Origin of the sequence: Streptomyces sp. NPDC056600, assembly GCF_042792855.1 — a bacterium.
Taxonomy (GTDB): Bacteria; Actinomycetota; Actinomycetes; order Streptomycetales; family Streptomycetaceae; genus Streptomyces.
In genome coordinates, this window is sequence record NZ_JBHTVQ010000077.1 from 1 (window position 1) to 26,565 (window position 26,565).

Genomic DNA, 26,565 nt, shown 5'->3' on the forward strand with positions numbered 1-26,565 from the left:
GGCGGAGACACACTCTCCGCCGGGCCCTCGGGCGTTCCCCTGCCGCCTGCCGCCCCTGCCTGCTCACTCCACCGCGGTGACCAGCACCGCGACCGCGGCCTGCGGCAGCACGCTCGTCACCGCCCCGCGCACGTCCAGCGCCACGTCCAGCGGCCGCCGCGCCCGGCTCACCGCCACGTCCACCCGGACCAGAAGCCGCCCGGTCCCCGCCTCCTCGGACAGGTGCAGGCCGCGCCGCACCGGGCCTCCGGGCACCACCGGCATCCCCCGCGGCTCCAGCACGCCCGGCACCGCCCGCACCGCCGCGTCGACGAGCGCCTCGTCGCCGCCGATCGGCGCGTGGTGGTCCCCGGCCGGGCGGGCCGGGCCAGGCGGGTGGGAGAGCTCGTCCTCGTCCTCCTCGAACTCCGCGTCACCCGAACGGCCCTCCCCGTCGACGAGAAGATCCGTCACCTCCACGTCGACCGTCCCGACGAGCAGCCCCAGCTCCTCGGCGGCCGCCGAGACCGCCTCCCGCAGCCGCCGCGCGGCCTCGGTCACCGGCTCGCCGCCCTCCGCGGCGAAGGCCGCCGCCACCCGCAGCGGACCGGGCGCCGCCGCGGCCTCGGGCGCGGGCGGGGCCGGGCGCCGCGCCGAGCCGTCGACGGGGTCGATCCGCAGGTTCCGCAGGCGGATCCCCGGCACCCGGCGCGCCGCCTGCCGCAGCGCGGCCACGGCCGGGCGCGCGGCGATCCACAGGCCGTCGCGAGGCCCGCCCAGCGGCAGCGGCCTGCCGAGTCCGGTCCGGCGCCGGAGCGTCCCGGCCAGCTCCTGAGGGGTCCTTCTCGCATGGGAGGTCATTCCTCCACCTTGCCGTATCCACACGGCGAGTCACGCCAACGCCACTTAGCGTGGTCGCAGGAGGACGACCGAAAGGACGTACGGCTATGAGCGAGACGACGAACGCCACTGGCGCCGCGGGCACCCGTGGCCGCACCACGATCGCCGACGGAGTGGTCGAGAAGATCGCCGGTCTGGCGGCCCGCGACGTGATGGGCGTGCACGCGATGGGCAGCGGCACCTCCCGGGCCTTCGGCGCGATGCGCGAGCGCGTCCCCGGCGGAGGCAGCCAGAAGTCCGTCTCCCGCGGCGTGAAGGCCGAGGTGGGCGAGGTGCAGACCGCGCTCGACCTGGAGATCGTCGTGGACTACGGCGTCTCCATCTCCGACGTCGCCCGCGACGTCCGGGAGAACGTGGTCGCCGCCGTCGAGCGGATGACCGGCCTTCAGGTGGTCGAGGTCAACATCGCGGTGAGCGACGTGAAGCTCCCCGACGAGGAGGACGAGTCCGCGCCGGAGCCCAGGATCCAGTGACCGGGTCCACCGGGGCCCGGGCCGCCGGGACCACTCCCGACGTGACGAGGCACAGGATCGTGAGGCGCACGTGAGGCGCACGATGAGGAGCGCACGATGAACATGGCCGTGATCGGCATGATCGCCGGGATGGCGCTGGGCTTCGCCGGGTACTTCGGCGGCTTCGGGGCCTTCCTGCTGGTGGCGGCGCTGGGCGCCGTCGGCTTCCTGGTCGGCAGGTTCCTGGAGGGAGACCTGGACGTCGGCGACCTGTTCCGTCCCCGCGGCGACCGGCGGGGGTGACGGTGCCCGCGACGACCACGGCCGCCCGCCGCCCCGAGAACGCTCCGGGCGGCGGCCCGGCCTCCGTACCCGCCGGCGAGCGGGGCGAGACCCGGCTCGCCGACCGCGTGGTGGCGCGGATCTCCGCCCAGGGCGCCCGAGAGGCGCTGGACTTCCTGCCCGCCGACGCGGTGCCGCCCTACGCCACCGTGAACCTGCACCAGGACGCCGGGACGGTGCGGGTCAACGTCAGCCTCGAACTCGCCTACCCGTCCGACATCGCCGGCCAGTGCCGCGCCGTGCGCCGCCGCGTCACCGAGCGGGTGGCGGAGCTGGCCGGACTGAAGGTCCTGGAGGTCGTGGTGCACGTGGAACGCCTGCACGCCGTCCGGGGAGAACTGCGATGAGCGACACGACGACGGACGAACAGCCGCGCCCGCAGCCGCCGCAGGCCCCGGACACCGGGGCCACGGTGGTCGAACCGGGCGCCACCGGACGGTTCTGGTCCACCCGGCGCCGGCCCTCCGCCGTGGCCGCGCTGGTGCTGCTGGCCGCCTCGGTACTGCTCCTGTCCGACCTGGCGGCGGTCCGCGCCGGACGCTCCGCGACGGCGGCCCGCCGCAGCCTGGCCCGGGAGCTGTCCGAGCGGCCGCTGGACGACGTGTGGGTGCTGGTCGGGGCAGGGGTGGCGGCCGCCCTCGGGCTCTGGCTGCTGATCCTGGCCCTCACCCCCGGTGTGCGGGGCATCCTGCCCATGCGGCGCACCAATCCGGAGATCCGCGCCGGCCTGGACCGCAAGGCCGCCGCCATGGTCCTCAGGGACCGGGCCCTGGAGGTCCCCGGGGTGCGGTCCGCCCGGGTCAAGGTCGGCCGCAGGAAGGCCGACGTGCGCGCGGTGGCGCACTTCAGGGAGCTCGAAGAGGTGGGCGCCGACCTCCGTGCGCGGCTGGAGGAGGCGGTGCGCGGGCTCGGCCTGTCGCGGCCGCCGTCCCTCGCGGTGCGGGTACGCCGTCCCGAACGGAAGAAGGGGTGAACGGGGTGCTGCGTAGCGTCAACCGGGTGCTGCTGGGACTGATCGGCCTGGTGCTGCTGGTGCTGGGCGGCTCGGTCCTGGCGATCGGGCTGGGCGCGCCGTCGCCGAGCTGGTGGATCCACCGAGACCGGCACGACGTCCTGCTCACCACGGCGGAGCGGACCAAGTGGCGGGACCAGGGCTGGTGGTGGCCGGTGGTCTTCGCGGTGCTCGCGGTGCTGGTCGTGCTGGCCCTGTGGTGGCTGACCCGGTCCGTGCAGCGGCACCGGCTGTCGGTGGTGAACGTCGACACGGGCGACGACGAGGGCGCGGCGTTGCGGGCGCGGGCGCTGGAGGGCTCGGTCGCCTCCGAGGCGGCCGACCTGGACGGCGTCGAGCGGGTGCGGGTACGGCTCACCGGACGGCGGCGGACGCCGCGGGTGCGGATGCGGGTCCGGCTGGAGCCGGACGCGGACCCGGGCCTGACGCTGGACCGCCTCACCAACGAGACGCTGGCCCACGCCCGGGCCGCGGTGGGCACGACCTCGCTGCCCTCCGAGATCCGCATGCGCGCCCACGCCCACCGCGCCGAACGCGTCTCCTGACAGCCGCCGCCCGTCCGCCGACTGCGGACCGCCGGCTGGGGGGGGGACCGCGCGGCGCGGTCCGCCGCCCGCTACCTGCCGGCCGCTGACGGCAGGTAGCCGGCCGGGGACCACGGATCGCCGGTCGCCGGCCGACGACCGCTCACTGCTGGCCGGGACCACGGACCGCTGATCACTGGCTGGGACAGGGACCGCCGGCCACTGACCGCTGGCCGGGGACCGCCTCATGCCGCGCCGCCCGCGAACCTCCGCCGGCTGGCCTGGGACCTCGGATCGCCGCCCGCCGGCCGACGACCGCTCACGGCTGGCCGGGACCGCGGACACCGCCGACCGCCGACCGCTGGCCGGGGACCGTCGCCTGCCGCGCCGCCCGCGAACCTCCGCCGGCTGGCCGGAGAACGCGGATCGCCACCCGCCGGCTGCGGTCCGCAGCCCGCCGCCCGCTGGCCGGGGCTGGGGACCGAGACCCCCGAGGGCTGGCCGGTTGCCGGGGACCACGGATCGCTGGCCGTCGGCCACAGACCGCTGTCCGCTGACCGCCGATCGCCGGCTGGGGGCCGGGGACCGGGACCGCCGACGTCCGGCCGCCGGCCGGGGACCGTCGGGCGCCGGCCGGTCGCCCGGCAGCGCGGCCGGCCGGGCGCGCGGGAACGTGTCGGGCGTGGCGAAGGGGCCCCGGGCGGCCTGCCCGGGGCCCCTTCGGGTGGTCAGAAGCCGCGGCGGACGCCGCCGTCCACCGGGAGCATGATCCCGGTCAGATAGGACGCGGCCGGCGAGAGGAGGAAGGCGGCCACCTGGCCGAACTCCTCCGGGGTCCCGTACCGGCCCAGCGGGATGCGCGACTCGTTGGCCGCCCGCGTCGCCGCCGGATCGGCGGACAGCGCGTCCAGCTCCCGCACCCGGTCCGTGTCGATCCGCGACGGCAGCACGCCCACCACGCGGATACCCCGCGGACCGAGCTCGTCGGCGAGGGACTTGGCGAAGCCGGCCAGGCCCGGCCGCAGCCCGTTGGAGATGGTCAGCCCGCCGATCGGCTCGTGCACCGAGGCGGACAGCACGAAGCCGATCACGCCGCCCGCGCCGAGCTCCGCCGCGGCGGCCCTGGCCATCCGCACCGCGCCCAGGAACACCGTCTCGAACGCGCCCAGCCACTGCTCGTCGGTGTTGTCCGCGGCCATACCGGCCGGCGGCCCGCCCACACTGATCAGCACGCCGTCGAACCGGCCGAAGCGCTCACGCGCCGCCGCGACGAGTCGCTCGGGGGTGGCGGGGTCGCCGTTGTCGGCGGCGACGCCCACGGCGTTCGCGCCCAGCTCCTCGACGGCCGCGGCGACGGAGGCCTCGTCACGGCCGGAGACGACCACCTTCGCGCCGTCGGCGACCAGTTCCCGCGCGGTGGCGTTGCCCAGGCCGCGGGAGCCGCCGGTGACGACGTAGACACGGTCCTTCAGTCCAAGATCCATGCCCACCATCCTGCACCCGGCGCCGCCGTCAGGCGGTGGCCGGGGTCGGCGTTCCCTCCGTGGCGTCCTCGCCGCCGGACCCGCCGCCGGACCCGTCGCCGTCCCCGCCGCTCCCGTCGGCGCTGCCGTCGGACCCCTTCTCGGGCCCCTTCCCGGCCTCCTCCTCGCGGCGCTCCCGCAGCTCGCGCCGGACCAGCACCACCCAGCCGACCGGCACGCCGGCGGTGAACAGCCACCACTGGATCGCGTAGGCCATGTGGTTGCCGATGGAGTCGTGGTCGGGGCCGGAGACCAGCTCGGGGCTGCCGTCGGCGGGGGCGGGGGAGACCAGCTCGACGTATCCGCCGAGGACCTCGGCGCCCAGCCGCTCGGCCTCCTGCTCGCTGTCGATCAGCATGACCTGCCGGTCGGGCAGGTCGGCGAGGTTCTTGATGCCGCTCTCGGCGGTGGTCTGGTCGGCCATCAGCCGACCGGTGACCGTCACCTCGCCGCGGGGCGGGGCGGGAATCTCGGGGAACTCCGTCTGCCGGCCGTCGGCGGGCACCCAGCCGCGGTTGACCAGCAGGTAACGTCCGTCGTCCATCCGCAGCGGGGTCAGCACGTGGTAGCCGACCCGGTCGTCCGCGTTGGTGCGGCGGCGCACCACCACCTCGCGGTCCGTCTCGAAGACCCCGCGGGCACTCACGCGCCGGTAGTAGAGGTCGCGGTCGACCCGCGCGCCGGGCCGCGTCAGCGACGCGACCGGCACCGGATCGGCGTCCAGGGCCTGCGCGATGCGCCGGTTGGAGGCGACCCGGTCGAAGTGACGGTGCCACTGCCAGAAGCCCAGCTCGATCATCGTGGGGATGAGCGCGAGGGCGACCAGGGTGACGATCACCCACTGCCGGGTCAACAGGAAGCGGTACACAGGACGACGGTAACAATTGCCGCGTCCCGGCCCGCCCCCGGCCCCGGCGCCCGGAGGCCCCCGCCCGGCCGCCCCGCCCCGCTCACACCCGGTCGACGATGCCCACCTTGCCGTCCGCCCTGGCGCAGTGGGCGCCGCAGTACCACTTGCCGTCGGCCTCGACGCCCTGGCCGATGACCTGCACCCGGCAGTGCTCGCAGATCGGGGCCATCCGGTGGATCGCACAGGCGAAGCAGTCGAAGACGTGGACGGCGCCCTGTGCGTGCACCTCAAACGTCATGCCGTATTCGTTTCCGCAGACCTCACAACGTGCCATGCGCCACAGCGTGAGCCGTGCGGGCCGCCGGTCCCGGCAGCCGGACCGCGTGCCGTCCGGGGAATCACCCGTCCGCCGGTTCGACGTCCCCCAGCAGCTGGCCGAAGGCGGCCTCGTCCACCACGGGCGTGCCGAACTGGCGGGCCTTGACCGTCTTGGAGGTGCCCGAGTCGGGGTCGTTGGTCACCAGCAGGCTGGTCAGCCGCGAGATGCTGCCCGCCACGTGCAGCCCGGCCTCGGTGGCCCGGTCCTCCAGCAGCTCGCGCTCCACCGAGGTGTCACCGGAGAACGCCACCCGCATGCCCTGCTTGAGCCGTCCGCCCGGCAGGTACCGCCCCGGGTTGGGGTGGGGGCACGGCGGACGCTTCTTCGAACGGTTCCACGCCGTGGGCCGGTAGCCGCCCGCACCCGAGCCCGCCCCGCCGCCCGGTCCGGCCCCGTAGCCGCCGCGCCCGCCCGGCTGACGGCCGATCCGAGGGGAGGGGCCGTCGGTCCACTCGGTGAGCGGCAGGCACTCCAGGAGCGGCAGCCGCAGACCCGCGGCCGCCGCCGCCCGCAGGCTCGGACGGAAGGCCTCGGCCAGCACGCGCGCGTCGTCCAGCGCGTGGTGGGCGCGCCGCTGGACCACGCCGAAGTGCGCGGCCAGCGACTCCAGTTTGTGGTTGGCCAGCGGCAGCGCCAGCGCCTTGGAGAGCGCGATGGTGCACAGCCGCTGCCGTACCGGGGCCTCGCGCCCCGCCCGGGCATACTCGCGGGAGATCATCTGCCAGTCGAACACGGCGTTGTGGGCGACCAGCACCCGGCCGGCCAGCCGGGAAGCGAACTCCTCGGCCACCTCGGCGAAGAGCGGCGCGCCCTCCAGGGCGTCACCGGTCAGCCCGTGGATCCACACCGGACCGGGGTCGCGTTCCGGATTGACCAGCGTGTACCAGTGGTCCTCCACCTCGCCGCGGGCGTCCAGCCGGTACACGGCCGCGGAGATGATGCGGTCGTCCCGGGCCAGTCCGGTGGTCTCCACGTCGACGACCGCGTACCCCTGTGGATACGCGGCCGGCCATGGAGCGGTGGACGCTTCGGGCGTGCGGTCTTCGAGCATGGTCAACGAGGATAAGCGCCGGGGCCGACACCTCCGTCCCCCGGGGAGCGTCGATACCCCACCGGACGCATGTCCGGTGCGATCCTCCCGATGTGACGGAACGACAGGAACCCGGCGAAAGGTCCCAAGCGAGCGAAAGCGGCGAAAGGATCGAACGGGCGGAAAAGGGCCAGAGCCGGAGGGCGCTCGCCGGCCGGCTCAACTGGCTGCGCGCCGCCGTCCTCGGCGCCAACGACGGCATCGTCTCCACCGCCGGGCTCGTGGTCGGGGTCGCGGGCGCGACGGAGAGCCGGGACGCCCTGCTGACCGCGGGCCTGGCCGGGCTGCTCGCCGGATCGATGTCGATGGCGGCGGGGGAGTACGTCTCGGTCTCCACCCAGCGCGACTCCGAACGGGCGGCGCTCGCCGTGGTGCGCCGAAGGCTCCGCGAGAGGCCGAAGGCCAAGCTGGAGAAGCTCACCGGTCTGCTGGAGGAGCGCGGGCTGCGCCGGGAAACCGCCGGGGACGCGGCCCGCCAGCTCACCGCGCGCGACGCGGTGCGCGCGCACGCCGCCGTCGAACTCGGCATCGACCCCGACGACCTCACCAACCCCTGGCACGCGGCCTGGGCCAGCTTCGCCGCCTTCACGGTGGGCGCGCTGCTCCCGCTGCTCGCCATCGTGCTCCCGCCGGCCGGGGCGCGGCTGCCGGTCACCGTCGTCTCGGTCCTGCTCGCCCTGTTGTTCACCGGCTTCAGCAGCGCCCGCCTCGGCGCCGCGGACCCCCGGCGCGCGATGGTGCGCAACGTCGGCGGAGGGGCGCTCGCCATGGCGGTCACCTACGCCGCGGGCGCCCTGCTGGGTGCGGCAGGCGCCTGAGGCCGCGGTCCGCCGGAGGGCCGGGCCGGGGCCGTCGGCGGAGTGCCGTTGGCGCGTCGTTGGTGAAGACCCACAGGAAATGGGCTCCTACCGCCGGTAAGTGTTGTCGATCCGGACCCCTGGTCGCCGTCCGGAACCGCCCCTACCGTGCAGGTATGCCGAACCTGCCCGATGTCGTGCTCTGGTCGATCCCGGCCTTCCTGTTGCTCACACTGATCGAGGTGGTCAGCTATCGCGTCCACCCGGACGAGGACACCGAGGGGTACGAGACCAAGGACGCCGCCACCAGCATCGGCATGGGGCTGGGCAGTCTCTTCTGGGACTTCCTGTGGAAGATCCCGATCGTCGCCCTCTACACGGTGGTCTACGAGCTGACCCCGCTGCGGATCCCCGTGCTGTGGTGGACGGTCCTGCTGATGCTGGTCGCCCAGGACTTCCTCTACTACTGGTCGCACCGCGGCCACCACGTGATCCGCCTGCTCTGGGCCTGCCACGTGGTGCACCACTCCAGCCGGAAGTTCAACCTCACCACCGCGCTGCGGCAGCCCTGGACCTCGCTGACCGGCTGGCCGTTCTACCTGCCGCTGATCGCGCTCGGTGTGCACCCGGCGGCGCTGGCCTTCCTCAACTCCGTCAGCCTCGTCTACCAGTTCTGGATCCACACCGAGCGGATCGGGAAGCTGCCCCGCCCGGTCGAGTTCCTCTTCAACACGCCGTCCCACCACCGGGTCCACCACGCCTCCCAGGGCGGCTACCTCGACCGCAACTTCGGCGGCATCCTGATCGTCTGGGACCGGATGTTCGGCAGCTTCGCGGCGGAGACCGAGCGGCCCGTGTACGGGCTGACCAAGAACATCGAGACCTACAACCCGTTCAAGGTCGCCACCCACGAGTACGTCGCCATCGCCAAGGACCTGAAGGCTGCGCGCAGTTGGAGCGAACGGGCGGGACGGCTGTTCCGCGGGCCCGGCTGGCAGCCGCAGGCCACCGCGGCCGCCGCCCCCAGCGGGGCCGCCCCCGTGACGGCCGCCCCCGTGACGGCCGCCCCCGCGACGGCCGCCCCCGCGTCCGCCGTTGCCGGGGACGCCGGAGCCGCGTCCGCCGCCACCGCCACCGCCGTGAAGGAGTCCGCGTGACCCGCACCACCGGCACGGGGCGCCCCACGCCCTGGCTGCGCAAGGCCGTGCCCGCGGCCTTCCTCCTCGCCTCCGCCGTCAACCTGGTCACCGTCTCCACCGGCCACGGCACGGTCGAGACGGTCTCCAAGGCCCTGCTGATGCCGCTGCTGGCGGCAACCGCCGCGTTGTCCGGCGCGCCGCGGATCCTGCTGGTGGCGCTCGCCCTCGGGTGGGGCGGCGACGTGATGCTCTCCTTCGGCGGGGACGCCTTCCTGGTCGGCATGGGCTTCTTCGCCCTCGGCCACGTCGTCTACATGGTCCTCTTCCGCCGCCACGGCGCGGACCGGAGCCGCCCGGAGAGCGTCGGCACGGCCGTGGCGTACGCGGCCGGACTGGCCGCGCTGATGGTGCTGCTGCTCCCGGGGCTGCCGGCCGACCTGCGGATCCCGGTCGCCGCCTACAGCTGCCTGCTGACCGCGATGGCCTGGTCGGCGGGGCGGGCGGGCCGCCTCGCGGCGGCGGGCGGCGCGCTGTTCCTGCTCTCGGACTCGCTGATCGCCGCCGAGATCGCGGGCTGGGGCCCGCTGCCGCTGCACGGCCTGTGGGTGATGGCGACCTACCTCGCCGCCCAGGCGCTGCTCGCCGCGGGCGTCTGCGGCCTGACGCGGCAGCGCGCGCCGCGCGAGCCGGTGGAGCCGCGGACCGCGGCCGTCACTGCCAGCGGATCGGCACCGGCAACGCCGTGAGCAGGCCCGAGGCGGCCACCACCAGCCCCAGCAGCGCCACTTCGGCGCGCGCCGGGACGCAGGCCGTCAGCGGGTCGGGGGCCCGGCGCAGCCGCAGCCGGGCCCACAGCGCGAGCGCGGCCACCGCGGTCACCAGCACCACCTTGGCCAGCAGCGTCCGCCCGTAGGCGGTGGTCGCCAGCTGCTCCAGCACCGTCCCCGGCGGCATCCGGCGCAGCGCGCTGGTCACGCCGGTGGCGGTGACCGCGGCCAGCAGCGCGGCGGCGGCCCGGGCGTAGCGGCCGAGCAGCGCGGCGGCCTCGGCGGGCGCCTCGCGACGCCAGAGCCGCAGCACGCGCAGCACGTGCAGCAGCCCGCCCGCCCACAGCGCGCCGCAGGCCAGATGGACGGCGGTCAGCACGGCCCCGGTCGCCGGGTCGTGGTAGTCCCAGGCGGGGTGGGCCCGCAGCGCCTCCGCCACCACGACCGCGCCCAGCGGCCACAGCTGGGCAGTGGGGCGCCGGGAGAGGGCGAGCAGCCCGGCCACCAGGAAGCCGTTGACCTCCACCAGGGCCAGCAGCCCTTCCCGGTGCCCCTGCAGCCCGCCCAGGTCCACGTCCCCCCAGCCGCGCGGCACCCGGTTGCCGGCGGCGACCACGAGGGCCAGGCCGAGCGCGGCCAGGAACCCGGCCACCGCCGCGGCGGGCGACCAGGGCCGCGGCAGCGCGCCCTCCGGCCGCAGCCGCCGCGCGGAGCGGCCGGTGGACACCTCGCCCAGCGGCACGCACAACGCCGCGAACAGCACCGCGCGCAGCAGCCCGATACCGGGGGTGCCGGGCGCGGGGGCCTCCCCGCTGCCGTGCAGCGCGGCGGACGGGCCCAGCAGCGGGACCAAGGCCCCCGCGGCCACCAGGGCGAGCAGCGCGACGGACCGCCGGGCGCCGGCGCGCCCCGGTGCCGGACCGTCACCGGCTGCGGCGGGGCCGGAGGTTCGGGTCGTCAGCGTCACGGGACGATCCTCACCGGACGGGAGGAACCCGGGCAAGCGCACCACGGCAAGTGGCGGACCCCTTTCCGCCTCCCGCCGCCGCGAACGGCACGGCGGGTACCCCGGAACGCCGGTGCCCCCGCCGAACGGCACGGGGCGACCGAGGCGGCGGTGGACCCCGCCGCACGAAGACGTCCGCCCGGCACGGTGGCCGGGCGGACGCGAGGTGGTGAAGGGTGCTGCCGCGGTGCTACTTCGTGACGGCCTTCAGCGCGTCGACGATGCCCGCGCCGTAGAAGCCGTTCTCCCGCGGCCCGCCGACGCAGACCGCGTCCACGGTGCCGTTGCTGTCGTAGTCGTACGACGTCGGGCAGTCGAACTTGGTCGCCTGCGCCTTCAGCATCGCGGCCAGCGCGCCCGGAGTGGCGCGCGGGTGCGTCGACTTGATGAGCGCGGCCACGCCCGCGGCGTGCGGGGCGGCCATCGAGGTGCCCTGGGCCCAGCCGTAGCCGCCGCCCGGAAGCGTGGAGTAGATGGCGCCCCGCTTCGGGTCGGTGCCCGGGGGGAGCTGGTAGCGGCTGTCGCCGCCCGGCGCCGCGACGTCGATGACGCCCTTGCCGTAGTTCGAGTAGTACGACTTCTTGTCGAGGTAGCCGGTGGCGGAGACGGTCACCACGCCGTCCAGCTGGGCCGGCATGTCCAGGCACACGTGCGGGTCGATGGTCCGCGTGACCGGGGTGCCGTCGTCCGGGCTGCCCTCGTCGAGGATGGCGTCACCGTCGAGGTCGTTGTAGGAGTTGCCCGCCGAGGCGATGTGCAGGGTGCCCTTGGACGTGGCGTACCTCTTGGCCCGGTTCACCGCGTCCAGAAGAGCCTTCTGGTCGGGGTCGTCGGGGCAGTTGTACTCCCACGGGTCGACGTAGTAGCTGTTGTTGGTGATCTCCACGCCGGTGTCGGCGGCGAAGACGAACGCGCAGACGATCGCCTCGGTGAAGAACAGCTGCGTCTCGTCCGGCTGGGCCACGGTGATGCCGGAGACCTTCACGCCGGGCGCGACTCCGGCCACGCCGATCCCGTTGCGGGCGGCGGCGATCTCGCCGGCCACGTGGGTGCCGTGGTAGTGGTCGGAGTCCGCCGGACGCCAGGCGCCGGGCGAGGTGTCGGCCACACCGGAGGAGCAGTCCGCGGACTGGGAGGCCGAGAAGTTGGGCGCCAGGTCCGGGTGGAGGTCGTCGACGCCGGTGTCGATCACGGCCACGGTGACGTTCCGGCTGCCCGGGTTGATCTTGGCGGCCTTGTCGGCGCCGATCGCCGGGAGGTCCCATTGGGCGGACTCGAACGGCTCGGTCATCCCGGCCTCGGCGGAGGCCTTGGCGAGCTCGGCCTTGTCCGTCTCGGTGGCGCGCTCGACCTGGCCGACGTCGGTGGTCGCGGCGGGCACGAAGGGCTTGGTGCGGGTCGCGCCCGCGCTCTCCACGCCGCGCACGGCGCGGATGGTCGTGCCGAAGGAGGGGTCGGCCGAGTGGACGACGATCACGCCGATCTTGTCGTACGACGTGACGATCGAGCCACCGGCCTTGCCTATCGCGTTCTTCACGGACGCCAGGGTGCGGCCGTCCGTCCGGGTGTTGACGACGTACGACAGCGTCTCCCCGGCCGTGGTGGCCGTGACGGCGGCGTCGGGGGCCGGGGCGGCGACGGCCGCGGTCGGCAGGAAGCCGAGCGACGCGGTCAGCGACAGCGCGACCGGCACCGCGAGGGCCAGTCGGCGTCTTGAGCTCAGATGCGCCATGGGGTCTCCACATCATCCTTGATCGAGGCCCGCCCGGGCGGTTGAGTCCCAGGACAGGTACATGACGGAGTGCAGAAGGACGCTATCGTCCGACGTCGCTGGTCATCAATGAGTCGTGAGCCGTCGACTCGCCGCGGCGACGCCCTGTCACCACGTGACCCACGCCGCGGAGTTCGTCCCACGGGCGTCGACCGGGGGTGCGAACGAAAGCCGGACCCGCTCCGTCACCGTAGGAGAGGCGACGTGCCTCGGGCGGGACCGGAAGGAAAGAGGGCGGCGATGGAAGCCATGTCGTGGGCGCGGACCGGATGGATGAGGAGTCTGGCAGTCGCGGCTGTCCTGGTGTCCGGGGGAGCGGGCTGCGCTGCGGAGGAGGGGAAGGACGGAGGCACCGACACGGCCGGCGCTCCGGAGGGGAAGTGCGCCTACGTAGTGGAGTACGAGGGCCGGACCTACCTCGATGTGAGGGACAGGCCCTCCGCCGGTGCGGACGGCGAGGCGTTCACGGTCGGCGGCGAACTGGGCACCGGTGTGTTGCCCGGGTGCGACGAGTCGGGCGGGGCCGACGGGACGGAGGAGCCGGAGAAGGTGACCGTCTACGAGGTCGAGGGTGTGGACCCCGAGGTCGCCGTGGCGGCGGGCGGGACACCGGAGGACGCCCTGTTGGTCGCGGTCGAGGGAGCGCGGCTCCCGACGTCGGACGCGACCTCCTGAGGTTCCGCACGCGGCGCTTCGGGAGACGGAACGACCGCTCCCGGCCCGGAGGACCGGGCCGGGAGCGGCGGGAATCCGGCGCGACTACTCCGCCGGAGCGGTGGAGGTGGGCAGCAGGTCGCCGACCTCGATTCCGCACTGGGCCTCGATGTTGGCGACGACCCGCGGGCGCACGGTGCCCGCCTGCGACGCCAGGCTGTCGTCACCCGAATGGAAGGCGGCCAGCACGCCGAGGTCGGTGGCGTCCGTCCCGCTCTCCTTGGCGACGAGCTGATCGAGGACGCCGCCGAGTTCGCTCGAGGTGAACTGGCTGGCAGAGGCGACCGCGAGGGGAGCGGCGATCGAGCAGAAGGTCTCGACGGGCTCGTCGGTGCCGGCGACGGCCTCGAACCGCGCGATGGGGTCGAGGTCGAAGTTGGCCTCGGCCACCGGGTTGGGATCGGTGGTCGTCAACAACGTCTCGACGTAGTCCACCGGCTTGCCGACGGTGAGGTAGGCGACGGACTCCATGATCACTTCGGCGCCCTGTGAGACGTAGCCGCCGTCCTTCGCGGCGTGCTTGTCGTGGGACTTCACCGCCGCGTCGAACTGGGCCGTGGTCACCGTCTGGCCCTGGTACTCGCCGGCCCCGATGGTGTCACCGTCGTACGGCAGCGCGGACTGGGAGCCGAGCGCCGACCAGGTTCCGTCGGAGAGCTTGGCCAGCGACAGCACGTAGGTGTGTCCCGGCTCGAGACGCGAGCTCTGCTCCAGCGCGATGGGTGTGCGGGTCGCGCCCTGGAAGGACCAGCCGTCCACGACCAGGCTCAGCGTGCTGGGGAGAGTGGGGGCGCCGGGGCGCGACCAGACCGTCTCGCCGACGTCCAGGGTGATGCGTCTGCCGATGTAGCCCTCGCCTGCGGCCACCTCCTCGGCGCTGGCGGGTATCTCGGCCTCGCTGGTGACGTCGACGACCGCCACCTGGTCGCCGTAGGAGACCCAGTCGACGGGGGAGCTGTTGGGCAGCCCGTCCTTGCCCTGGGCCAGGATCACGTCCGGACGCTCGGGCCTGTCGTCGGCGGCGAGCGGGGAGATGAAGGCGGCGGCGCCCAGGGCGGCCACGCCGGCGAGGGCGCTGATGAGTTTGACGCGGGTGCTCATGGTGGAGGGAAGGGCCCTTCCTAGTAGGTGGCGTTGATGTTCTGCACGTTGTTGGAGCCCAGCCCGTACACGTCGTTGTAGGACATGCAGCCGAGTCGGTTGTCGTAGAGCCCGAGCTTCGGAGCGGCCTGCGGACCGTGCGTCAGCCCCACGGCGTGGCCGCTCTCGTGGCAGGTGTCGGACTTGTTGATCGCGCCGATCGACGAGGTGTTGTCGTTGAACCGGACGTAGTGCTGGTCGCACTTGCGCGAGGTGACCGCGTCGTTGCACCACGTGCGCCCGATGGTGGTGGCCGGAAGGCTGCCGGCCTGGTAGACGATGTCGGTCTCCGAGTCTCCGGAGTAGACACCCGAGCTCTTGATCGAGACGGCCAGGTCGGTGGGGCCGTAGTAGCCGGTGAGCGCCGAGCTGATCGCCGACTTCTCGCCGGAGGTGAGGGTGCCCTGGCGGTAGACCGTCAGGGTGGCGTTGTCGGTCTGGCAGAACGTGCCGTTCGACATGCTGCCGTCGTAGCAGCTCGGAGCGAAGTTGGACGTGGGGTACATGTTGTCCGTCACGGCCGCCTCGGCCGAGGGGATCGCGAGGGCGGCGGTGGCCGCGACCGCGGTGAAGACGCCGACGATCCTGTGCTTGGTCCGCACGAGTGCAGAGCTCCTTTTCCTGGACAAGTGGAAGGAAGACTTCCTCGAAGCCCGGCGGGCGTCGACGCGAGTCCTGCAGAGCGTCACCGTGGAGCGACGGTCCGTGAGTGATCGGCTCGCGGCGCAGAGACAACCCGTGATCACATGACCACGTCAAGCGATCTTCGGGTGCGGATGGCCGGGAAGGGTCGTGCCTCTTTCGCCCGTGTTCGGGTCGTTGGAGAACTGTGTGCAAACCATTTCTTCACCTGACATTCACAAATAAGGGGACGTCAGAAACGCTTTGACTTTCCGGCGTTCCGGTGGGTGCGCGATCGGCCAAGGGGGCACGAACGTCCTGGTGGACGCGCGTTGCGCTGAGAGGTATGGCGTGAAACAGCGCACCGGAGCGGGCCTCGGCAGCCGGGATGCGGAGCCCCGCGAGGGTGGAGGGCGCGTGTTGGGGCGACTCCGCCCGGGCAGGTCAGGGCCGCCATGTGACGATCCGCGACCCGTTTGAACCGGTCCCCGCTCCGTTCCGTGGTGGCGGACAAGGGGTGAAGAGCCGCGACCCCCTGTCGGATCACGTTCCGGGGCCCTAGCATCTCGACCTTGGCCAGTGATCCACGTCACAAGCGGTCTGTTGATCCGATGACCACAACCCGCACACGAGGAGACTCCGTGGCAGACGCCCCGCCCCTCCAGACGCCGCAACCACGGCAGCCGTCCATCGAGGAGTACACCGAGGTCCAGCAGAGCGCCGAGTTCACCGAACTGCGCAAGTCCTACCGGTCGTTCGCCTTCCCGCTCACCCTCGCCTTCATAACCTGGTACCTGCTGTACGTCCTGCTGTCGAACTACGCGGGCGGCTTCATGGGCACCAAGGTGATCGGCAACATCAACGTCGCCCTCGTCCTGGGCGTCCTGCAGTTCGTCAGCACCTTCCTCATCGCCTGGTGGTACGCGCGGACCGCCGCGGCCAAGCTCGACCCCAAGGCCGAGGCCATCAAGACCCGGATGGAGGGCGGCGCGTGAGCACCGACCACGTGATCCTCGCGGCGAACCTGGCGGCGAACCAGGCCAGCGAGCACCGCACACTGATCATCAGCCTCTTCACCGCCTTCGTCCTCGCCACCCTGGGCATCACCGTCTGGGCCGGCCGCCAGACCAAGGACGCCGCCGACTTCTACGCCGGCGGCCGCCAGTTCTCCGGCTTCCAGAACGGCCTCGCCATCTCCGGCGACTACATGTCGGCCGCGTCCTTCCTGGGCATCGCCGGCGCCATCGCCCTTTCCGGTTACGACGGTTTCCTCTACTCCATCGGCTTCCTCGTCGCCTGGCTCATCGCCCTGCTCCTGGTCGCCGAACCACTGCGCAACTCCGGCCGCTACACCATGGGCGACGTGCTGGCCTACCGGATGCGCCAGCGCCCGGTCCGCACCGCGGCGGGCGTCTCGACCATCGTCGTCTCGATCTTCTACCTGCTCGCGCAGATGGCCGGCGCCGGCGTGCTGGTCTCGCTGCTCCTGGGCATCACCAGCGAGGCCGGCAAGATCGGCATCGTCGCCCTGGTCGGCGTGCTGATGATCATGTACGTGTCCATCGGCGGCATGAAGGGCACCACCTGGGTGCAGATGGTCAAGGCCGTGCTGCTGATGTTCGGCGCGCTGCTGCTGACCTTCCTGGTGCTGCTGAAGTTCAACTTCAACATCTCCGACCTGCTGGGCACCGCCGCCGAGAACAGCGGCAAGGGCGACGCCTTCCTCGAGCCGGGCCTGAAGTACGGCATCGACTCGATGACCAAGCTCGACTTCGTCTCGCTCGGCATCGCGCTGGTCCTCGGCACCGCCGGCCTGCCGCACATCCTGATCCGCTTCTACACGGTTCCCACCGCCCAGGCGGCCCGCAAGTCCGTGCTCTGGGCGATCGGCCTCATCGGCGCCTTCTACCTGATGACCCTGGCCCTCGGCTTCGGCGCGGCCGCGCTGATGAGTCCCAAGGAGATCACCGACTCCAACCCGGCGGGCAACACCGCGGCCCCCCTGCTCGCGCTCCACCTGGGCGGCGTCGACTCCACCTGGGGCGCGATCCTGCTGGCCTCGATCTCCGCGGTCGCCTTCGCCACCATCCTCGCGGTGGTCGCCGGTCTCACCCTGGCCTCGTCCTCCTCGTTCGCCCACGACATCTACGCGAACGTCATCAAGCGGGGCCAGGCCAGCGAGAAGCAGGAGATGAAGGCGGCCCGCTGGTCGACCGTGTTCATCGGCGTCGTCGCCATCGGCCTCGGCGCCCTCGCCCGCGACCTCAACGTCGCCGGCCTGGTCGCGCTGGCCTTCGCCGTCGCCGCCTCCGCCAACCTGCCGACGATCCTCTACAGCCTGTTCTGGAAGCGGTTCACCACCCAGGGCGCCCTGTGGTCGATCTACGGCGGCCTGGTCACCGCCGTCGGCCTGGTGCTGTTCTCGCCGGTCGTCTCCGGCGCCGCCACCTCGATGTTCCCGGACGCCGACTTCCACTGGTTCCCGCTGTCCAACCCCGGCATCATCTCCATCCCGGTCGGCTTCCTGCTCGGCTGGCTGGGCACCCTCCTGTCCAAGGAGGAGCCGGACAAGGCCAAGTTCGCCGAGCTGGAGGTCCGTTCGCTCACCGGCACCGGAGCGCACTGACCACCGCCGGCGCCCGCCGGCAACCGCAGGACGTCACGCGCGGCCGCGCCGCCCCGAGCCATCGCCGGGGCGGCGCGGCCGTCGCCGTCACGTAGGCTCAGGACTGCGGGGACCCGGCAGCGGGAACCCGGCTGCGGATCTCGACCGCGACTGCGACCGCGGATCTCGACTGCGAGGGAGGGGCCCTGGTGGAGAAGCTCATCGACACCTTCGGCCGGGTGGCCACCGATCTACGGGTCTCGCTGACCGACCGGTGCAACCTGCGCTGCACCTACTGCATGCCCGAGGAGGGCCTGCAGTGGCTGGCCAAGCCGGACCTGCTCACCGACGACGAGATCGTCCGGCTGATCCGCATCGCGGTCACCCACCTCGGCGTCGACGAGGTCCGCTTCACCGGCGGCGAACCGCTGCTGCGCCCCGGCCTGCCCGGCATCGTGGAGCGCGTCGCCGCACTCGACCCGCGCCCCGAGATGTCCCTCACCACCAACGGCATCGGCCTCGGCCGCATCGCCCCCGCCCTGCGGGCCGCCGGGCTCGACCGGGTCAACGTCTCCCTGGACACGCTGCGCCCCGAGGTGTTCAAGACCCTCACCCGCCGCGACCGGCACCACGACGTCCTCGCCGGACTCGCAGCCGCCCGCGAGGCCGGCCTCACGCCGGTCAAGGTCAACGCCGTCCTCATGCCCGGCCTCAACGCGGACGAGGCCCCCGACCTGCTCGCCTGGGCCGTGGAGAACGACTACGAGCTCCGGTTCATCGAGCAGATGCCGCTCGACGCCCAGCACGGCTGGAAGCGCGAGGGCATGGTCACCGCGGGCGACATCCTCACCTCGCTGCGCACCCGCTTCGAGCTGACCCCCGAGTGCGACACCGCCCGCGGCTCCGCCCCGGCCGAACGCTGGCTGGTCGACGGCGGCCCGCACCGGGTCGGCGTCATCGCCTCGGTCACCCGGCCCTTCTGCTCGGCCTGCGACCGCACCCGGCTCACCGCCGACGGACAGGTCCGCACCTGCCTCTTCGCCACCGAGGAGACCGACCTGCGCGCGGCCCTGCGCTCCGGAGCGCCCGACGAGGACATCGCGCGCACCTGGCGGACCGCCATGTGGGGCAAGAAGGCCGGCTCCGGCCTCGACGACCCGACCTTCGCCCAGCCGGCCCGCCCCATGTCCGCGATCGGCGGCTAGGCCACCCACTCGGACAGCGGGACCACGTCCTTCAGGAAGCCGCGGACGCCCAGGAACTGCGACAGGTGCTCGCGGTGCTCCTCGCAGGCCACCCACGTCTTGCGGCGCTCGGGGGTGTGCACCTTGGGGTTGTTCCAGGCCAGTACCCACACGGCGGCCTCGCGGCAGCCCTTGGCGGAACAGACGGCGGTCTCGTCACTCACGGTTGGTCTCACAAGAAGGTGCGGGGAAGCGGGGAAAAGGAAGACGCCGGGCAGCCACGGGGGGAGCTGCCCGGCGTCGGTCCATCACTCCGACGGGGGATGCGGAGCGTGTGAGAAGTATGTCACGCGAGCCCTCTCCGGCGGGACCGGTTCGGCGCTACCCGCACCGGGCGGACGGCCCGCGCCGGCCGGTCACTCGCGGTCGCCGACCCCTTGCGGGGCCCGGTGGGCCGGGTCCTCCCGCGGCTCCGCAACCGCGTCCGCACGCGGCGGCGCGATCATGGGGCGGACCGGGGCGGCGAGGAAGGTCGAGGGCAGCGAGGGGGTGTTCTCCCGCCCCGCGTTGGCGATCACCACCGCCACGTAGGGGAGCAGGACGCCCAGCACCAGGGCCACCACCGCTACCGGGCGCGAGACGTTCCACAGGGTGGCGGCCAGGATCACCGACACGGTGCGGACCAGCATGGAGATCACATAGCGCCGCTGCCGTCCGCGCACGTCGTCCGCGAGGCTCTGCCGGGCGCCGGTGATCCGGAAGACCTGGCCCGTCGAGTCGCTCCGCCGCTTCCGCATCACATTCCACCATCCACCAGCATCGGTCCGAACCGGCATTCACCACGGTACGCCCAGGGACCCCGGCCGTGGAGACCGGGGCCGTCCGGGGAAGGGGCCGGGCTGCGCCGTCGCGTGTACGGACTTGTCCGACATGCGCCGTACGGGGGACAGGCGGAGACTGGGCGTAATGCTCACGTCGATCCGTACGAGGAGGCATCCATGGGCTGGTTGTGGGCGATCATTGTCGGCTTCGTGCTCGGCCTGCTGGCCAAGGCGATCCTGCCGGGCAAGCAGAACATTCCGTTGTGGCTGACGACCCTGCTGGGCATCGGCGGCGCGATCGCCGGCAACGCCATCGCGCGCGGTCTGGGGATCGAGGCGACGCCTGGCATCGACTGGGGCCGGCACGTGCTGCAGCTGGTGGCGGCGATCGTCCTGGTGGCCGCCGGAGCCGCGGTCTGGAGGGCGATCATGTCCAAGAGGCACGGGACGACCTCGACCCGCACGATCGCCTGAGGCCGCGCCTCACGGCTCCCGCACCCGCAGGACGGCGGGCCGGGAAGGGCTCGCCGCCCTTCCCGGCCCGCCGGTCGCGTGCAACGGTCCGTGAGACCCCCGGGCCTCAGGCCCCGGTGACCTCGACCGCCGCCAGGTTCTTCTTGCCCCGGCGCAGCACCAGCCAGCGGCCGTGCAGCAGGTCAGCGGAGGCCGGCACGGCGTCCTCGGCGGTCACCTTGACGTTGTTCACGTAGGCGCCGCCCTCCTTCACCGTCCGCCGCGCCGCCGACTTGCTGGCCACCAGGCCGACCTCGGCGAAGAGGTCCACCACCGGGCCGAGCTCGGCGACCCGCACGTGCGGCACCTCGGAGAGCGCCGCGGTCAGCGTCCGCTCGTCCAGCTCCGCCAGCTCGCCCTGGCCGAACAGCGCCCGGGAGGCGTTGATCACGGCGGCGGTCTGGTCCGCGCCGTGCACCAGGGTGGTGAGCTCCTCGGCCAGCGCGCGCTGGGCGGCACGGGCCTGCGGACGCTCCTCGGTCTGCCGCTCCAGCTCCTCCAGCTCCGCGCGGGAGCGGAAGGACAGGATGCGCAGGTACCCGGTGATGTCACGGTCGTCCGTGTTCAGCCAGAACTGGTAGAACGCGTACGGCGTGGTCATCTCCGGGTCCAGCCAGATCGCGCCGCCCTCGGTCTTGCCGAACTTGGTGCCGTCCGCCTTCACCATCAGCGGCGTCGCCAGGCAGTGGACGTGGGCCTCCGGCTCCAGGCGGTGGATCAGGTCCATGCCCGCCGTGAGGTTGCCCCACTGGTCGCTGCCGCCCTGCTGCAGGGTGCAGCCGTGGCGGCGGTACAGCTCGAGGAAGTCCATGCCCTGGAGCAGCTGGTAGCTGAACTCGGTGTAGCTGATGCCCTCCTGCGACTCCAGGCGGCGGGCCACCGAGTCCTTGGTCAGCATCTTGTTGACGCGGAAGTGCTTGCCGACGTCCCGCAGGAACTCGATCGCCGACAGGCCCGCGGTCCAGTCCAGGTTGTTGACCATGGTGGCCGCGTTCTCGCCCTCGAAGGAGAGGAACGGCTCGATCTGACCGCGCAGCCGGTCCACCCAGGCGGCGACCGTCTCCGGCGGGTTCAGCGTGCGCTCGGCGGTCGGCCGGGGGTCGCCGATCTGCCCCGTCGCGCCGCCCACCAGGGCCAGCGGACGGTGCCCGGCCTGCTGGAGCCGGCGCATGGTGAGCACCTGCACCAGGTGGCCGACGTGCAGCGAGGGGGCGGTCGGGTCGAAGCCGCAATAGAAGGTGACAGGACCGTTCGCCAGAGCCTTGCGCAGGGCGTCCTCGTCGGTGGACAGGGCGAACAGCCCGCGCCACTTCAGGTCGTCGACGATGTCCGTCACGGTTCTCGTGTCTCCTCGAAACGATCTTCGACCGCCGTCCCGGCAGCCTCTACGAGGTTATACGCCCCGGGCGGCGGGGGACGCAGCCCCTTTCGGGGCCGCCCCCGCCGCCCGGACCCCGCTCAGACGCCCTGGCTGACCGAGCTCATGTTGAAGTCCGGCACCCGCAGCGCCGGCATCGCGGCCCGCGTGAACCAGTCGCTCCACTCGCGCGGCAGCGTCCGCTCCGTCCGCCCCGCCTCGACGGCCCGCCCCAGCACGTCCACCGGCGACTCGTTGAACCGGAAGTTGTTCACCGCCCCGGTGACCTCCCCGTCCTCCACCAGGTAGACGCCGTCGCGGGTGAGCCCGGTCAGCAGCAGCGTCGCCGGGTCGACCTCCCGGATGTACCAGAGGCAGGTCAGCAGCAGCCCTCGCTGCGTGGAGGCCACCATCTCCTCCAGCGACCGGTCCTCGCCGCCCTCCAGCACCAGGTTCCCGATGGACGGCGTCACCGGCATGCCGGTGAGCGCCGCGCTGTGCCGGGTGGAGGTGAGGTGGCGCAGCTCGCCGTCGGAGACCCACTCCGTCGCCGACACCGGCAGCCCGTTGTCGAAGACCGACGCGTCGTCCCCCGAGGAGTGCGCCAGGACGAACGGGGCGCACTCCAGGCCCGGCTCCCGCGGGTCGCTGCGCAGGGTCAGCGGCAGGTTCGTCAGCTTCTCGCCGACCCGGGTCCCGCCGCCCGGCTTGCTGAACACCGTCCGTCCCTCGGCGGCGTCCCGCGCCGAGGACGACCACAGCTGGTAGACCAGCAGGTCCGCCACCGCGGAGGGCGGCAGCAGGGTCTCGTAGCGCCCGGCGGGCAGGTCGACCTGCCGCTCGGCCCACACCAGCCGCTGGGCCAGCTCCGCGTCCAGCGCCGCGGGGTCCACGTCGGTGAAGTCCCGGGTGGAGCGGCCCGCCCAGGCCGAGCGGAGCCGGTCGGGGGACTTGGCGTTGACCTCCAGCGTCCCGTTGGGCTGGTCGTGGCGCAGCCGCAGCCCGGTGGACGTGCCGAGGTAACTGGTGACCATCTCGTGGTTGGCGAAGCCGTACAGCTCGCGCCCGCCGCCGCGGGCGCGAGCGAACGCCTCGCCCAGCGCGGGGGCGAAGGCGTCGAACACCGCCGAGGAGGTCTCGGTGGGCGCCTCGGTGAAGCCGGGGGAGTGCGGCACGTCGCGGACCAGCTCGGTCGCGTCCTCCGCCGGAGCGGCCCCGCGGGCGGCGGCCTCGGCGGCCCGCACCAGCGGCTCCAGGTCGTCCGCGGTGACCGCGCCGCGGCTCACCACGCCTGCCGCCGTGCCCTCCTTGCCGTCCACGGTGGCGATCACGGTGAGGTGCCGGCCCCGGGTGACGCCGTTGGTGGTGAGCGCGTTCCCCGCCCAGCGGAGGTTGGCGCTCGAGGTCTCCGCCGCGATCACGACGCATCCGTCGGCCCGCGACAGCTCCAGGGCGCGCTCGACGATCTCGTGCGGCTTGTTGGTACGCGGGCTCATCGACCGGCCTCCTGCGTGGTGTTGAGGATGTTGACGCCGCGGAACAGGGCGGACGGGCAGCCGTGCGAGACGGCGGCGATCTGCCCCGGCTGGGCCTTGCCGCAGTTGAACGCGCCGCCCAGCACGTACGTCTGCGGGCCGCCGACCGCCTCCATGGAGCCCCAGAACTGCGGGGTGATGCCCTGGTAGGCGAAGTCCCGCACCTGCCCGTCGAGCCGCCCGTCCTTGATCCGGTAGGCGCGCTGCCCGGTGAACTGGAAGTTGTAGCGCTGCATGTCGATGGACCAGGACCGGTCGCCCACCACGTAGACGCCGTTGTCGACGCTGCCGATCAGGTCCTCGGTGGACATCCCCGCCGGGTCGGGCAGCAGCGACACGTTGGCCATCCGCTGGACCGGCACCCGCGACGGGGAGTCGGCGAACGCGCAACCGTTGGACCGCTGGAACCCGGTCAGCCGCGCCATCCGGCGGTCCAGCTGGTAGCCGGTCAGCACGCCGTCCCTCACCAGGTCCCAGGACTGGCCGGCCACGCCCTCGTCGTCGTAGCCGATGGTCGCCAGGCCGTGCTCGGCGGTGCGGTCGCCGGTCACGTTCATCTTCTCGGAGCCGTACCGCAGCGTGCCGAGCTGGTCGAAGGTGGCGAAGGAGGTGCCCGCGTACGCGGCCTCGTAGCCCAGCGCGCGGTCCAGCTCGGTGGCGTGGCCGACCGACTCGTGGATGGTCAGCCACAGGTTCGACGGGTCGACCACCAGGTCGTACACCCCGGCCTTCACGCTGGGGGCCCGCATCTTCTCCCGCAGCAGCTCGGGGATCTCGTCGAGCTCCCGGTCCCAGTCCCAGCCGGTGCCGGTCAGGTACTCCCAGCCGCGCCCCACCGGCGGGGCGAGGGTGCGCATCGAGTCGAACTCCCCGGTCGACTCGTCCACCGAGACCGCGTTGAACTGCGACTGGAGGCGGACTCGCTGCTGGGTGGTGACCGTGCCGGCGGTGTCGGCGTAGAACTTGTTCTCGTGGACGGTGCGCAGCGAGGCGTCCACGTGGTCGACGCCGTCGGCGGCGAGCAGCCGCGCGCTCCAGTCGGCCAGCAGCCCCGACTTCTCCTCGTCCGGCACCGCGAACGGGTCGATCTCGTAGGCCGACACCCAGGTCTTCTCGGTGTGCACCGGCTCGTCCGCCAGCTCCACGCGCTCGTCCGACCCCGCCGCCGCGATCACCTTCGCGGTGAGCTTCGCCATCGCCACCGCCTGCGAGGCGACCTTGGCGGCGGCGTCCATGGTGAGGTCCACGCCGGAGGCGAAGCCCCACGCCCCGCCGTGCACCACCCGCACCGCGTACCCCAGGTCGGTGGTGTCCGAGGACCCGGCCGGCCGGGCGTCCCGCAGCCGCCAGGACGCGCTGCGCACGCGCTCGAACCGGAAGTCGGCGTGCTCCGAACCCAGCGCCCTGGCCCGCGCCAGCGCGGCGTCGGCCAGGGCCCTCAACGGCAGTGCCAGGAACGACGGATCGATTTCATGGGGCACGGAGGGCATCCCTTCAGGCGGTCACTGCGCTGACAACAGGGCAGTGAACCACGGCGGGAGGTCCCGTGCGCGCGTGTTTGTCCGGGGCGAACACGGGTCCTCGGCCCGGGGGCCGGTCCGCACCAGGGCCACGGTGGATCCGGTGGGCGAGGTGACGCCGGAGGTCACCGGCGTGATCCTCGGCGGCGGTCGTCCGCCCGCGCCGGGGCACCGAGGCGGCAGGGCTTGTGGCTGGCGGGCCGCCACAACGGGGGTCCGCGCCGCGTCGGTCCCGGCGCACGTTCCGGGCCCGCGGCGGCTGTGGGCCGCGGAGGCCGACTGTAGGGATCCCACAGCGGGCGGGGGTGCGCTGCTGTTCGTGCCCGAAGCCCCCGGACGGCGGACGGACCGATAGGTTTTCGTAGAAGCCGCCGGTCGGCGCGCGAGCGCGGCCGGGCGGGGAGACCTAAGGAAGCACGAAGGGGGACGGATGAGCCGCTCGGTTCTCGTCACCGGAGGCAACAGGGGCATCGGCCTCGCCATCGCCCGCGCGTTCGCCCAGGCCGGCGACAAGGTCGCGTACACCTACCGCTCCGGCGAGCCGCCGGCCGAGCTCGCCGACCTCGGCTGCCTCGCCGTCCGCTGCGACATCACCGACTCCGAGCAGGTCGAGCAGGCCTACAAGGAGGTCGAGGAGCGGCACGGTCCGGTCGAGGTGCTGGTGGCCAACGCCGGCGTCACCAAGGACCAGCTGCTGATGCGCATGTCGGAGGAGGACTTCACCTCCGTCATCGACACCAACCTCACCGGCACCTTCCGCGTGGTCAAGCGCGCCAACAAGGGCATGCTGCGGGCCCGCAAGGGCCGCGTCGTCCTGATCTCCTCGGTCGTCGGGCTGAGCGGCCAGGCGGGCCAGGCCAACTACGCGGCGTCCAAGGCCGCGCTGGTCGGCTTCGCGCGCTCCCTCGCCCGCGAGCTGGGCTCGCGCAACATCACCTTCAACGTCGTCGCCCCCGGCTTCGTGGACACCGACATGACGCGCGCGCTCCCCGAGGAGACGCGCAAGGACTTCCTGTCCAAGGTGCCGCTGGGCAGGTACGCGCAGGCCGAGGAGATCGCCGGCGTGGTCCGGTTCCTCTCCTCCGACGAGGCGTCGTACATCACTGGAGCCGTCATCCCCGTTGACGGCGGATTGGGCATGGGTCACTGATCGACATGAGCGGAATTCTCGAGGGCAAGCGGATCCTGATCACCGGCGTGCTGCTGGAGTCCTCCATCGCCTTCCACGTGGCGAAGCTGGCCCAGGAGCAGGGCGCGGAGATCATCCTCACCGCCTTCCCCCGGCCGACGCTCACCGAGCGGATCGCCAAGAAGCTGCCGAAGCCGACCAAGGTGCTCGAGCTGGACGTCACCAACGACGAGCACCTCGGCCGCCTGGCCGACGTGGTCGCCGAGGAGCTCGGCACGCTGGACGGCGTGGTCCACTCCATCGGCTTCGCCCCGCAGGACGCGCTGGGCGGCAACTTCCTCAACACGCCGTTCGAGTCGGTGGCCACGGCCATGCACGTCTCGGCGTTCTCGCTGAAGTCGCTGGCCATGGCCTGCCTGCCGCTGATGCAGAACGGCGGCTCGGTGGTCGGCCTCACCTTCGACGCCCAGTACGCCTGGCCGCAGTACGACTGGATGGGCCCGGCGAAGGCCGCGCTGGAGGCCACGAGCCGGTACCTGGCGCGTGACCTGGGCAAGCAGAACGTGCGGTCCAACCTGGTCTCCGCGGGCCCGCTCGGCTCCATGGCCGCGAAGTCCATCCCCGGCTTCAGCGACCTCGCCTCGGTGTGGGACACCCGTGCGCCGCTGGAGTGGGACCTGACGGACCCGGAGCCGGCCGCGAAGGGCGTCGTCGCGCTGCTGAGCGACTGGTTCCCGAAGACGACGGGCGAGATCGTCCACGTCGACGGCGGCCTCCACGCCATCGGCGCGTAACCGCCCCGTGCCCTGACCGCCGCTGCCCCCCCGCCCAATCGCGGGGCCGCGGCGGTGCCCGGGGTGAGCCCGCCCCGGGGGGCCCGGGGAGCCACACCCCC

General features: G+C 73.0%; 29 protein-coding genes. 15 read left to right on the top strand and 14 right to left on the bottom strand.

The genetic code is table 11. The features are described 5' to 3' along the window. Window positions 1-63: 63 nt before the first annotated feature. Window positions 64-840 carry a nucleopolyhedrovirus P10 family protein gene (locus ACFRAV_RS27830; protein ID WP_382559341.1) on the bottom strand — a complete coding sequence of 259 codons (777 nt, stop codon included), beginning with the start codon at window positions 838-840 and terminating at the stop codon, window positions 64-66. An 86-nt stretch (window positions 841-926) separates the two neighbouring features. On the opposite strand from ACFRAV_RS27830, the gene ACFRAV_RS27835 reads away from it, so the two are divergent. The 5 genes from ACFRAV_RS27835 (at window position 927) to amaP (ending at window position 3,230) form a co-directional block, all read left to right on the top strand. Beyond that, complete coding sequence (locus ACFRAV_RS27835) at window positions 927-1,352, top strand: Asp23/Gls24 family envelope stress response protein (protein WP_351118165.1); 426 nt, start codon at window positions 927-929, stop codon at window positions 1,350-1,352. A gap of 96 nt (window positions 1,353-1,448) precedes the next feature. Continuing rightward, the gene (locus tag ACFRAV_RS27840; protein ID WP_108954004.1) at window positions 1,449-1,634 is read left to right on the top strand and encodes a hypothetical protein; all 186 of its coding nucleotides are present in this window, start codon (window positions 1,449-1,451) and stop codon (window positions 1,632-1,634) included. 2 nt (window positions 1,635-1,636) lie between these two features. Continuing rightward, complete coding sequence (locus tag ACFRAV_RS27845) at window positions 1,637-2,020, top strand: Asp23/Gls24 family envelope stress response protein (RefSeq protein ID WP_351118164.1); 384 nt, start codon at window positions 1,637-1,639, stop codon at window positions 2,018-2,020. Then, entirely contained in the window at window positions 2,017-2,646 is a 630-nt protein-coding gene (locus tag ACFRAV_RS27850; RefSeq protein WP_382559344.1) for a DUF6286 domain-containing protein, read from the top strand. Before ACFRAV_RS27845 ends, ACFRAV_RS27850 begins: the two co-directional genes overlap by 4 nt. Then, a complete protein-coding gene (amaP, locus tag ACFRAV_RS27855) occupies window positions 2,643-3,230 on the top strand; it encodes an alkaline shock response membrane anchor protein AmaP (protein WP_382559346.1) in 588 nt (195 codons plus the stop codon). Before ACFRAV_RS27850 ends, amaP begins: the two co-directional genes overlap by 4 nt. A 707-nt stretch (window positions 3,231-3,937) precedes the next feature. Here amaP and ACFRAV_RS27860 read toward each other — a convergent pair. The 4 genes from ACFRAV_RS27860 to ACFRAV_RS27875 all read right to left on the bottom strand — a co-directional run bounded on the left by ACFRAV_RS27860 (window position 3,938) and on the right by ACFRAV_RS27875 (window position 7,012). Then, window positions 3,938-4,693: an SDR family oxidoreductase gene (locus tag ACFRAV_RS27860; RefSeq protein WP_382559348.1), complete on the bottom strand. Its 756-nt coding sequence runs from the start codon at window positions 4,691-4,693 to the stop codon at window positions 3,938-3,940. 28 nt (window positions 4,694-4,721) lie between these two features. Beyond that, the gene (locus tag ACFRAV_RS27865; protein WP_382559350.1) at window positions 4,722-5,600 is read right to left on the bottom strand and encodes an SURF1 family protein; all 879 of its coding nucleotides are present in this window, start codon (window positions 5,598-5,600) and stop codon (window positions 4,722-4,724) included. A gap of 82 nt (window positions 5,601-5,682) precedes the next feature. After that, window positions 5,683-5,916, bottom strand: a complete 234-nt coding sequence (locus ACFRAV_RS27870; RefSeq protein ID WP_108954009.1) for a hypothetical protein — start codon at window positions 5,914-5,916, stop codon at window positions 5,683-5,685. A 64-nt stretch (window positions 5,917-5,980) separates the two neighbouring features. Next, window positions 5,981-7,012, bottom strand: a complete 1,032-nt coding sequence (locus ACFRAV_RS27875) for a DEDDh family exonuclease (protein ID WP_382559352.1) — start codon at window positions 7,010-7,012, stop codon at window positions 5,981-5,983. 149 nt (window positions 7,013-7,161) lie between these two features. Here ACFRAV_RS27875 and ACFRAV_RS27880 point away from each other — a divergent pair, with 149 nt between their 5' ends. The 3 genes from ACFRAV_RS27880 (at window position 7,162) to ACFRAV_RS27890 (ending at window position 9,733) form a co-directional block, all read left to right on the top strand. After that, window positions 7,162-7,869: a VIT family protein gene (locus ACFRAV_RS27880; protein ID WP_382559388.1), complete on the top strand. Its 708-nt coding sequence runs from the start codon at window positions 7,162-7,164 to the stop codon at window positions 7,867-7,869. 155 nt (window positions 7,870-8,024) lie between these two features. Beyond that, a complete protein-coding gene (locus tag ACFRAV_RS27885) occupies window positions 8,025-9,005 on the top strand; it encodes a sterol desaturase family protein (protein ID WP_382559354.1) in 981 nt (326 codons plus the stop codon). Beyond that, window positions 9,002-9,733 carry a lysoplasmalogenase gene (locus ACFRAV_RS27890; RefSeq protein WP_382559356.1) on the top strand — a complete coding sequence of 244 codons (732 nt, stop codon included), beginning with the start codon at window positions 9,002-9,004 and terminating at the stop codon, window positions 9,731-9,733. Before ACFRAV_RS27885 ends, ACFRAV_RS27890 begins: the two co-directional genes overlap by 4 nt. Here ACFRAV_RS27890 and ACFRAV_RS27895 read toward each other — a convergent pair. Beyond that, entirely contained in the window at window positions 9,699-10,721 is a 1,023-nt protein-coding gene (locus ACFRAV_RS27895; protein WP_382559358.1) for a CopD family protein, read from the bottom strand. The two genes, ACFRAV_RS27890 and ACFRAV_RS27895, sit on opposite strands and share 35 nt — an antisense overlap. 229 nt (window positions 10,722-10,950) lie before the next feature. Next, window positions 10,951-12,492 (bottom strand): S8 family serine peptidase, encoded by a 1,542-nt coding sequence (locus ACFRAV_RS27900; RefSeq protein WP_382559361.1) that lies wholly within the window; start codon window positions 12,490-12,492, stop codon window positions 10,951-10,953. Window positions 12,493-12,771: 279 nt separating this feature from the next. On the opposite strand from ACFRAV_RS27900, the gene ACFRAV_RS27905 reads away from it, so the two are divergent. Beyond that, on the top strand, window positions 12,772-13,206 hold the full coding sequence (locus ACFRAV_RS27905; protein ID WP_382559363.1) for a DUF6281 family protein: 435 nt from the start codon (window positions 12,772-12,774) through the stop codon (window positions 13,204-13,206). An 84-nt stretch (window positions 13,207-13,290) separates the two neighbouring features. Here ACFRAV_RS27905 and ACFRAV_RS27910 read toward each other — a convergent pair whose 3' ends face one another. Then, entirely contained in the window at window positions 13,291-14,346 is a 1,056-nt protein-coding gene (locus ACFRAV_RS27910; RefSeq protein ID WP_382559365.1) for a hypothetical protein, read from the bottom strand. A gap of 20 nt (window positions 14,347-14,366) precedes the next feature. Further along, complete coding sequence (locus ACFRAV_RS27915) at window positions 14,367-14,987, bottom strand: hypothetical protein (protein WP_351118152.1); 621 nt, start codon at window positions 14,985-14,987, stop codon at window positions 14,367-14,369. Between the two features lie 630 nt (window positions 14,988-15,617). Between ACFRAV_RS27915 and ACFRAV_RS27920 the strand changes: the two genes are divergently transcribed. The 3 genes from ACFRAV_RS27920 (at window position 15,618) to moaA (ending at window position 18,816) form a co-directional block, all read left to right on the top strand. Next, entirely contained in the window at window positions 15,618-16,001 is a 384-nt protein-coding gene (locus ACFRAV_RS27920) for a DUF485 domain-containing protein (protein WP_351118151.1), read from the top strand. Continuing rightward, window positions 15,998-17,632, top strand: coding sequence for a cation acetate symporter (locus ACFRAV_RS27925; protein WP_382559368.1), 1,635 nt, complete (start codon window positions 15,998-16,000; stop codon window positions 17,630-17,632). Before ACFRAV_RS27920 ends, ACFRAV_RS27925 begins: the two co-directional genes overlap by 4 nt. 188 nt (window positions 17,633-17,820) lie before the next feature. Further along, window positions 17,821-18,816 carry a GTP 3',8-cyclase MoaA gene (gene moaA / locus ACFRAV_RS27930; RefSeq protein ID WP_382559370.1) on the top strand — a complete coding sequence of 332 codons (996 nt, stop codon included), beginning with the start codon at window positions 17,821-17,823 and terminating at the stop codon, window positions 18,814-18,816. Here moaA and ACFRAV_RS27935 read toward each other — a convergent pair. Beyond that, window positions 18,813-19,019: a hypothetical protein gene (locus ACFRAV_RS27935; RefSeq protein ID WP_382559372.1), complete on the bottom strand. Its 207-nt coding sequence runs from the start codon at window positions 19,017-19,019 to the stop codon at window positions 18,813-18,815. The genes moaA and ACFRAV_RS27935 overlap by 4 nt on opposite strands. A 192-nt stretch (window positions 19,020-19,211) precedes the next feature. Continuing rightward, window positions 19,212-19,592 carry a DUF3099 domain-containing protein gene (locus tag ACFRAV_RS27940; protein ID WP_382559374.1) on the bottom strand — a complete coding sequence of 127 codons (381 nt, stop codon included), beginning with the start codon at window positions 19,590-19,592 and terminating at the stop codon, window positions 19,212-19,214. Window positions 19,593-19,793: 201 nt separating this feature from the next. Here ACFRAV_RS27940 and ACFRAV_RS27945 point away from each other — a divergent pair, with 201 nt between their 5' ends. Then, the gene (locus ACFRAV_RS27945; protein WP_382559376.1) at window positions 19,794-20,090 is read left to right on the top strand and encodes a GlsB/YeaQ/YmgE family stress response membrane protein; all 297 of its coding nucleotides are present in this window, start codon (window positions 19,794-19,796) and stop codon (window positions 20,088-20,090) included. A 106-nt stretch (window positions 20,091-20,196) separates the two neighbouring features. On the opposite strand, the gene tyrS is transcribed toward ACFRAV_RS27945, so the two are convergent. From tyrS to ACFRAV_RS27960, 3 genes are all read right to left on the bottom strand, one after another. Next, window positions 20,197-21,465: a tyrosine--tRNA ligase gene (tyrS, locus tag ACFRAV_RS27950; RefSeq protein ID WP_382559378.1), complete on the bottom strand. Its 1,269-nt coding sequence runs from the start codon at window positions 21,463-21,465 to the stop codon at window positions 20,197-20,199. 122 nt (window positions 21,466-21,587) lie between these two features. After that, window positions 21,588-22,982: a metallopeptidase TldD-related protein gene (locus ACFRAV_RS27955; protein WP_382559380.1), complete on the bottom strand. Its 1,395-nt coding sequence runs from the start codon at window positions 22,980-22,982 to the stop codon at window positions 21,588-21,590. Then, window positions 22,979-24,502, bottom strand: a complete 1,524-nt coding sequence (locus tag ACFRAV_RS27960) for a TldD/PmbA family protein (protein ID WP_382559382.1) — start codon at window positions 24,500-24,502, stop codon at window positions 22,979-22,981. Before ACFRAV_RS27960 ends, ACFRAV_RS27955 begins: the two co-directional genes overlap by 4 nt. A 469-nt stretch (window positions 24,503-24,971) precedes the next feature. On the opposite strand from ACFRAV_RS27960, the gene fabG reads away from it, so the two are divergent. Further along, window positions 24,972-25,691 carry a 3-oxoacyl-[acyl-carrier-protein] reductase gene (fabG, locus tag ACFRAV_RS27965; RefSeq protein ID WP_382559384.1) on the top strand — a complete coding sequence of 240 codons (720 nt, stop codon included), beginning with the start codon at window positions 24,972-24,974 and terminating at the stop codon, window positions 25,689-25,691. Window positions 25,692-25,696: 5 nt separating this feature from the next. Next, on the top strand, window positions 25,697-26,464 hold the full coding sequence (gene fabI / locus ACFRAV_RS27970; RefSeq protein WP_382559386.1) for an enoyl-ACP reductase FabI: 768 nt from the start codon (window positions 25,697-25,699) through the stop codon (window positions 26,462-26,464). Window positions 26,465-26,565 lie beyond the last annotated feature (101 nt).

What these genes read in the sequence shown, in the direction of transcription:
- ACFRAV_RS27955 (WP_382559380.1), bottom strand. Translation starts at nt 22,982, where the DNA reads ATGAGCCCGCGTACCAACAAGCCGCACGAGATCGTCGAGCGCGCCCTG.
- ACFRAV_RS27940 (WP_382559374.1), bottom strand. Translation starts at nt 19,592, where the DNA reads ATGCGGAAGCGGCGGAGCGACTCGACGGGCCAGGTCTTCCGGATCACC.
- ACFRAV_RS27830 (WP_382559341.1), bottom strand. Translation starts at nt 840, where the DNA reads ATGACCTCCCATGCGAGAAGGACCCCTCAGGAGCTGGCCGGGACGCTC.
- fabG (WP_382559384.1), top strand. Translation starts at nt 24,972, where the DNA reads ATGAGCCGCTCGGTTCTCGTCACCGGAGGCAACAGGGGCATCGGCCTC.
- fabI (WP_382559386.1), top strand. Translation starts at nt 25,697, where the DNA reads ATGAGCGGAATTCTCGAGGGCAAGCGGATCCTGATCACCGGCGTGCTG.
- ACFRAV_RS27920 (WP_351118151.1), top strand. Translation starts at nt 15,618, where the DNA reads ATGACCACAACCCGCACACGAGGAGACTCCGTGGCAGACGCCCCGCCC.
- ACFRAV_RS27885 (WP_382559354.1), top strand. Translation starts at nt 8,025, where the DNA reads ATGCCGAACCTGCCCGATGTCGTGCTCTGGTCGATCCCGGCCTTCCTG.
- ACFRAV_RS27910 (WP_382559365.1), bottom strand. Translation starts at nt 14,346, where the DNA reads ATGAGCACCCGCGTCAAACTCATCAGCGCCCTCGCCGGCGTGGCCGCC.
- ACFRAV_RS27870 (WP_108954009.1), bottom strand. Translation starts at nt 5,916, where the DNA reads ATGGCACGTTGTGAGGTCTGCGGAAACGAATACGGCATGACGTTTGAG.
- ACFRAV_RS27835 (WP_351118165.1), top strand. Translation starts at nt 927, where the DNA reads ATGAGCGAGACGACGAACGCCACTGGCGCCGCGGGCACCCGTGGCCGC.
- ACFRAV_RS27860 (WP_382559348.1), bottom strand. Translation starts at nt 4,693, where the DNA reads ATGGATCTTGGACTGAAGGACCGTGTCTACGTCGTCACCGGCGGCTCC.
- ACFRAV_RS27850 (WP_382559344.1), top strand. Translation starts at nt 2,017, where the DNA reads ATGAGCGACACGACGACGGACGAACAGCCGCGCCCGCAGCCGCCGCAG.
- ACFRAV_RS27840 (WP_108954004.1), top strand. Translation starts at nt 1,449, where the DNA reads ATGAACATGGCCGTGATCGGCATGATCGCCGGGATGGCGCTGGGCTTC.
- ACFRAV_RS27875 (WP_382559352.1), bottom strand. Translation starts at nt 7,012, where the DNA reads ATGCTCGAAGACCGCACGCCCGAAGCGTCCACCGCTCCATGGCCGGCC.
- ACFRAV_RS27905 (WP_382559363.1), top strand. Translation starts at nt 12,772, where the DNA reads ATGGAAGCCATGTCGTGGGCGCGGACCGGATGGATGAGGAGTCTGGCA.
- ACFRAV_RS27945 (WP_382559376.1), top strand. Translation starts at nt 19,794, where the DNA reads ATGGGCTGGTTGTGGGCGATCATTGTCGGCTTCGTGCTCGGCCTGCTG.
- ACFRAV_RS27900 (WP_382559361.1), bottom strand. Translation starts at nt 12,492, where the DNA reads ATGGCGCATCTGAGCTCAAGACGCCGACTGGCCCTCGCGGTGCCGGTC.